5 protein-coding genes are annotated in these 7368 nt (G+C 32.2%); all 5 read right to left on the bottom strand.

Features of this window, described 5'->3' with window-relative positions; genetic code table 11:
* Window positions 1-263: 263 nt before the first annotated feature.
* The 5 genes from LJD32_RS14145 to LJD32_RS14165 all read right to left on the bottom strand — a co-directional run bounded on the left by LJD32_RS14145 (window position 264) and on the right by LJD32_RS14165 (window position 6976).
* Window positions 264-926 carry a UDP-N-acetylglucosamine pyrophosphorylase gene (locus tag LJD32_RS14145; RefSeq protein WP_119363876.1) on the bottom strand — a complete coding sequence of 221 codons (663 nt, stop codon included), beginning with the start codon at window positions 924-926 and terminating at the stop codon, window positions 264-266.
* A 168-nt stretch (window positions 927-1094) separates the two neighbouring features.
* Complete coding sequence (locus tag LJD32_RS14150; RefSeq protein ID WP_227392712.1) at window positions 1095-1631, bottom strand: hypothetical protein; 537 nt, start codon at window positions 1629-1631, stop codon at window positions 1095-1097.
* Window positions 1632-1845: 214 nt separating this feature from the next.
* A complete protein-coding gene (locus tag LJD32_RS14155; protein WP_118488753.1) occupies window positions 1846-3477 on the bottom strand; it encodes a hypothetical protein in 1632 nt (543 codons plus the stop codon).
* 96 nt (window positions 3478-3573) lie between these two features.
* A complete protein-coding gene (locus tag LJD32_RS14160; protein WP_227392713.1) occupies window positions 3574-5877 on the bottom strand; it encodes a S8 family peptidase in 2304 nt (767 codons plus the stop codon).
* 4 nt (window positions 5878-5881) lie between these two features.
* Window positions 5882-6976 carry an AAA family ATPase gene (locus LJD32_RS14165; RefSeq protein WP_227392714.1) on the bottom strand — a complete coding sequence of 365 codons (1095 nt, stop codon included), beginning with the start codon at window positions 6974-6976 and terminating at the stop codon, window positions 5882-5884.
* Window positions 6977-7368 lie beyond the last annotated feature (392 nt).

Here is a 7368-nt window from a genome sequence, read left to right on the forward strand (position 1 = left end):
TTGCTGGTAGAAATCTTGTTCCTAATCCTGCTGCTGGTATAATTGCTTTTCTTACTTTTTTATTCATTTTTTCTATCCTTTCTTCATATAGAATATTTACTTAAACCATACCATTTTTTTAATTTTTATCAACCCTTTATAACCAATATGCTATTTTAATTACTTAAATACTCATCTAATTTAAATTTTTATAATTTTAATTACATGTATGATTATAATATCAATAAAAAAGCAATGTTTTTAAATCACATTGCCTCTAATAATTATTTCTTTTCTACGATATCATTAAGTTCCTTAAAAATTGAATTTTCTGGTACAACGCCTCTTACTCTAGATAATGGATAAATATTACTATTTCTTCCAATAACAGTTCCAGGGTTTAAAACACTATTACATCCTACTTCTACATAATCTCCTAGCATTGCACCCATTTTTTTAAGTCCCGTTTCAATCTCTTCGTGATTAAATCTATCTTTTACAACAACGAGTGTTTTATCACTTTTAACATTACTTGTAATTGATCCTGCACCCATATGAGACTTATATCCCAAAATAGAATCACCTACATAGTTATAATGAGGAACTTGTACATTATCAAAAATAATAACATTCTTTAACTCAACAGAATTACCAACAACACAATTTTCCCCTACTAATGCACTTCCTCTGATAAAAGCACAATGTCTCACTTCTGTTCCTGCACCAATAATACAAGGTGAACCAATATAAGCACTATCAAAAACTTTAGCATCTTTGTGAATCCAAACATGTTCATTCACTTCTTGATATTCATCCCCTAAAGTTTCTCCTAATTCAATAATAAAATCTTTAATTCCTTTTAAAGCTTGCCAAGGATACTCATATTTTGATAAATAATCCTTTGCTTGACTATGTGTTAAATCATATAAATCATTTATCTTATACATAAAAACACCCCTCCTACTTATCTTCTTCATAAAACAATTGTAATACAAGCTGTTTTAATTTACTATAAAAATCATACATTTTTTTGTACATTTAATTGTCAATTAAACAAAAAAAGATTTTATCAATATTTTCCATTAATTCATAAAATCTTTTTCTTTAAACTGTATCTAATTGCAAATAAATTTATCTTGCTTTTTATTCAAACTAATAAACCCTAAATATATTTTCTTTCTTAAAAGAAATAGTATTATCATTAAAGTAATAAATATCACTAAAATAACATTATCAATAAAGATATCTTCTTTTTGAATTATTATTGCATTATCAACATTATTATTAAATAACACAACATATCGATCACCTAAATATCTTTCTGTCGCAATCATATTGCTTGCGCTATATTCATACTGATCATATCCACCAACTTCTTTATCAAAATGAATAACATAATGCATATAACTAAACTTACTTGAAGAACCACTATCTGAACCATTAGAAACCCATGTTTTTCCATAAAATTCTGCAACAGTTACTGTTCCTTCAGATTTATATTTATAAGTATTTATTTGAATATCTTGGACAAGTGCTTTAATAGACAAACCAAACAGAAGAATAAAAATAACAATAAGTGTTATTTCACTAATTACTAAGTACCAAAATTTCCAAGTATATTTTGTTGTTACTTCTTTAGTTTTCTTTTTCAAAATTATCCTCCATTTTTAGTTAAATAATGTTACTAATTGAATACACTCATCACTTTTAACGATACAAAAGTATCGATTTTATTTAGCACTTAAAAGACAAATTGACTCAACATGCGGTGAAAGTTACTTCTTATACTAAATAGCGAAACTGAAACCTTTTGCAAAAAAGTATATACTCCACTTAGGTGGGATAGCCTTTACCCCACATGATAATCTATCTGTTTTCTAAAATGTCAGCAGCATCTGCATCCCAGTCTTCCTCCGCCCGTCTTTCTTCGCTATATCCCATTGTTTCGCAATCATCCATTATCCTTAGCACAAACTCATTAACAGCCTCTTTGACAGCTTCCTTATTGCCATCATCTAATGAATCTTTTACTACTGGCATATAACTGGTCTGCTCCAAGTTGTATTCCGCTTCGCCATTAACGTATTCAATACTTTCAGTAGCAACATCTTCATCATTTCCTCCAACTACACTTATTTTCAGTACACTTGTTGCTCCCTCAGAATCATCAATATCTACCAGTCCATATACATTTAAAAGTTCCTGCCGTCCATTAAATATTGTAAACAAAAGCTGTTCATCCATTTCATCTTTTAGAGAGTTTATTTCGTTAACATCCAACACTTCATTAAAGTATAGAATTTCATGTATATCTCTATAAATATCCCTTATCACTTCTCTAAATAAAGCCAATATCTTTTTTCTATCCCTTATTGATATTCCTGCTTCAGACTGTACTATTTCTAAATGTGCTTCTCGTTCATATTCTTTTTGATCCTCTATAGCTTGCAAAGTCTCTTCTACTTCTTCAGAACGATTTTCACTATCGAATTTTCTAACAGCTTCCTTTATATAACCTCTAAACGCATGAGTGTCATATAACATTTTCTCTTTTGCGGAATAATCCAACAATTTATTGTGTGCAACATGATTCCTATTCGCTATAAAACTTGTTAATGAGGTTTGGAATTCCTCCGGCTTATCAATAAAAGGAATAAAAAACTTGTCCCAAATATTGTATTTTTTAGTGTATTGATTTCTCAGAAAATCCAATGCAGATTTCATTTTATCCAATTGGGTTGTTGAAAAAATTTTACTTTTAATTCTCTTTTGAACTTCTGAATCAGATGACATGGCGTCAGTATATATATCTGACTGTACAGTATCCATCAGCCCTTCTAAAGTGACCGTATACAAATTCACATCAATATTGGCAAAATTAGGAACATTTCTTTTCACATTATCTGCATTTAATTCAATACTGGCACTTAACTTGGAAAACTCTGGTCTATCATGCCACTCAGCCCCAAAATTATCAATCATCACTTTACTTACAAATGCTCGAAGTTCATTTTCTGCCATATAGATTTCTGAATAAACTTCTCTTGATAACCATAAAGATTGACTATCACTAATCCACACACATTTATACCAATCTCGTACCATGCTATTTTTAATAGCAAGTTTCAATTTTTCCAAAAAAGCATCATAACTTTGTTCGCTTTTATGACATGAATTCTTATATCCTATTTCTACCGTTAATTGCACATTCCATTCATATGTATCTTGTTGGAATATTACTATATACTTATTTACTGGTCCTGATACTTCAAACTCATGATGACCTATTCTTTCTGTACATCCAATATAACGCCACTCACATTCTATAGCTATTCTCGTCATTGCTCTCTGCATTATAGTTTTGCAATATTCATCTGTAATATCATGTCTACATACAACTTTAACATCATCTCCAAAGGGACCTTCTGTTTCTTCGACACATTGAATTTTATTTATATCTTTTATATCAATTAATTTAAACTCTATTTCATATCCCATACTAGCACCTCTCATGGATAATAATATAAAAACTGTTCATGACATAATTATACATAAAAAAATCAATCGGAAAACACTCCAATTGATTTTTCTCATTTATTCAACAGGAACCATAACTTTGTTCACATTATAGATTTCTATCGGCAACAAGTTAGAGTATGTCTGTAGTATATTATCATACAAATTTCCTTTATACCCTTTGGCTTCAATAGTAACTGCTACAAAATACTTAATATTTTCATGCTCATACCCATTTCTTTCAATCGCATGCAATGTTAAAAATGGGTTTAACAATGATGTTGCTCTCATAGATTTGGTTTTCTTTATAACAGTATCCCATTTTAAATCTTTATTTCTAAGTGCATTCTCACTTTTATCTTTTTTTGCAGCACCACTTACAGGTAATTCCGACATTTTATATCCTTGCTCCAATAATTTTTTCATCTGCTGTGCATCTTCTGTTTTTGTAAGATTTAGCTTTATTGTCTTTTTCCCTTTTTTCGAAAAGTTAAACACCGCACTGTTAGGATAAAATGTATCTTCTATACAGTTATTGGTATATGCATCCGTATCTGTTATATCCGGATTAACAATAGTTGTTATCGTCCATATAACACTCACATTTCCTGTTGATTGATTAACTCCAGGTGAAAAAATAGGTAATTTAACCGTACTCGCAGCAGGCAAATCTCCCGAATATAGTATTGTCACTTTATTTCCAATACATTTTAAAATATCATCAACATCCTCTTTACCAAATCCATATCCACATTCATTATCCCGCACCCCAGACATAGAGGTCGCATTATGAATCAATAATGTTCGTCCCAAATGTGGAGTAATTGATGGTGAATGTGCCATCATCTGACCAATTTTTCCCGTTGCCACAGGAGTTGCCAAACTTGTCCCTGCACTAATACCAACCTTATCATTACCTCTTCCAACAACAATGAACGGCCGTTCCTGACTGCCACCAAACTCTAACAAATCAGGTTTTGTTTTCGCTCCTTCTCTTCCAGGACCTACACTGCTATAATCTGCTCTGATTTTTTCACCAAACAAATTATATGTATATGCTCCCACCGCAAGTCCATTTACCATATCAGACGGGGTTTGAATACGGTTCAAATACTCCCCTCTATTACCATCATTACCGACAGCAGTACAAAAAAGCGGGTTAATTTCTCCTTCCTCTACATTATATGTCAGACGATCCAATGCATATGTAAATCGACTTATATTATCATCCAAAATCGGTTCTTTAGGACCAAATGATAAGTTATATAATTTTATATCTTTACGTTCAGCTACAACAGTTTCAATTTGATCAATAGTTTCGTACATTCCATGTACCGATTCAGCATCTCGTGTACTCGTTATCTGTGTTTCAGCTGGCAACACTCTAAATGACTCTACGAATACAGAGGGATTTTTCAATTCATCTGATGGAGTTTTTCCACCTAAGTGACCATGCAATATAGCTCCACACACTGAATTCCCATGTTGTAACGAATTTGATGTGGCCGTTGTATTTACTACATCATTTTCCTTTGCATAACCTTTTAACAAGACATGATCTTCAATTATACCACCATCAAACATTCCTACTGTTATATTAGAACGCATTTTCTTTTTTGCCGGCCTAGGCCCTTCCACTTCCTGCACCATTCGCATTGGTTCAAGATCAATATCTCCCATAGGGTGCAAAGACCTCAATGGATTAAACTTTTCAATAGCTGCTATTATTTCCCGATTGCAAACTGCACTGATAAAAGTTAAACCTTTTTCATAGCTTTTTATCTTCATTTCATTTGAAGATAAACCTGAAATTTCCATAAATGCATCTAACATTTTCTGGACACTATTTTCCAAAGGATGAAGAACAATTTCTATTGTTCCTTTCGTCCAATCCTCTGTCAATCCCTGAACCTTCTCCTCGCTACTTAGCAGGTCTATATTCTTTATAGACTGTATCTGTCTTCTCCATTTTTCGACAGTATCCTTACTTCCATTTCTCAGTGTTTTTTCTAATTTATCTATTCCTGCATTTTTTGTCTTGACAAAATACAATTTTGCATCTTTTTTTTCGCCATTTTCATCTACAAAGGCATATTTTCTTCCACCTATAATCTGCATGTCTTTCGATATCATCAAAGAATCTGGAACATATGATTTTGCTTCCAATTTAGGCTCCAATCGAATACACAGAACTTTTTCATCCAAAAATATTTCTTCTTTATCTTCGATCTTCTTTTTGATATTATTCAAATCATTGCAAATATTTATTTTTGCGTCGTTATAATCATGCGGCCATTCTTTAGGTGGAAAATTCATTTTTTTACTAATCGGCTCTACATATAATTCTCCATTTGCAATAATGGAATATTTTCCTTTTTCCATATCATCACTCCTTTATATATCTTCCAACTGATGCCGATGAAATCATAGTAATATTTGAAATATCTCTCAACGATAATTCTGGAAATTCATTCTTTATCCGCTTACATAATTGAACTTTTTCATTTCGATCTTTTAATTCAATTATGCGGCAGCACTCTCTCAAAGCAAGTATATCTGGCTTGTCATCGCGATTCATCACCATCTGACGCTTTATATGTTCACATAGTTTACAAATTTCAGAAGCAGAAACAGTTTCTGTATTTCCAACAATGAACTTTATTGTATCACTTTTCATCTCACCGAACTTATTACCCAATGTTCTCTCAACAAGTTTCCTGCGTTCTTCCTTTCCAGGCATAGGGATTTCTATATTCCTGTCGAATCGCCTCCATATTGCTTTATCCAATATCTCTGGGTGATTAGTAGCACCTACAATCACACAAGTAACCGGACATTCTTCCAATTCTTTTAGAAGGACATTTACCAACCGTTTAAGTTCTCCTAAATCTCCCATATCATCTCTTCTTTTTGCAATAGCATCTAACTCATCCAAAAACAAAATAACATTTTGGGATTTAGCATAGTCAAATATACTTTTTATATTTTGTCCACTTCTACCCAAGTAACTTGATATCGATGTTGCCAAATCAACCGTCACTATTGGTAAATTAAGTTTATAAGAAAGCCATTTTGTTATATACGTTTTACCTACCCCTGGTTTTCCGCTCAATAATATACTATTAGGTGGAACAATATCCTCCTCCAAAAATCTTTCCAACAATTTGCGTTCTAGCAAAAAATCCTTTAGTTGATGCCAAACCTCTGGCGATAATATCGGTTCTTCTACCATTATCGGTTCTTCTACCTTCACCAATTGGCTTCGAGTTTCTCTATCAACTGGAGCGGGAGTCAAATCCAATGTTCTCAATGTGTCAGCCCCCACACTGCTATTGGCGGTTATTTGCATAATTTCCGATGCTATTTGAGGATACTCTTTTTTTATTTTTCTCCCTATCATGAGAGAAATCGATTCTACAGCCTTCTTATCATTATTTAATGCTGCTCTTATTAATTTAGGAATCAATTCATATACTATCATTTATATCATTTCCTCTTTTTTTATTTTTTTGATACATTAAAATTATACTGTTTTATCAACGTTTTGTCAATCTTATTGTATCAATTTTATTTTAATTTATTTTTGATACACTTTTAAAGCCGATCAGGAATCGTAACTCCCAATCGGCATTTTTTCTTATTCCTCTTCATTTTTACATTCAATCTCCGTTCCATCCAGGAACACCACCAACAATGTTCCATCCTCAAAAACCTTGATGTGGTCCAGTATTTTCAGCATGAAGTCCGTACCCATCTCTGTCAGAGGTTCTGCTCCATCGGTGTATTCTATGAACTTCTCTGCCCGATATGCAGATAGCACAATTCATAAATGGATAAAAGATGCAAACAACAATGGCAATAAAATTGAATCTC

This window comes from Faecalibacillus sp. TM498 (assembly GCF_020589955.1).
In the GTDB taxonomy this organism is placed as follows: Bacteria; Bacillota_I; Bacilli_A; order Erysipelotrichales; family Coprobacillaceae; genus Faecalibacillus; species Faecalibacillus intestinalis.

What these genes read in the sequence shown, in the direction of transcription:
- LJD32_RS14145 (WP_119363876.1), bottom strand. Translation starts at nt 926, where the DNA reads ATGTATAAGATAAATGATTTATATGATTTAACACATAGTCAAGCAAAG.
- LJD32_RS14155 (WP_118488753.1), bottom strand. Translation starts at nt 3,477, where the DNA reads ATGGGATATGAAATAGAGTTTAAATTAATTGATATAAAAGATATAAAT.
- LJD32_RS14160 (WP_227392713.1), bottom strand. Translation starts at nt 5,877, where the DNA reads ATGGAAAAAGGAAAATATTCCATTATTGCAAATGGAGAATTATATGTA.
- LJD32_RS14165 (WP_227392714.1), bottom strand. Translation starts at nt 6,976, where the DNA reads ATGATAGTATATGAATTGATTCCTAAATTAATAAGAGCAGCATTAAAT.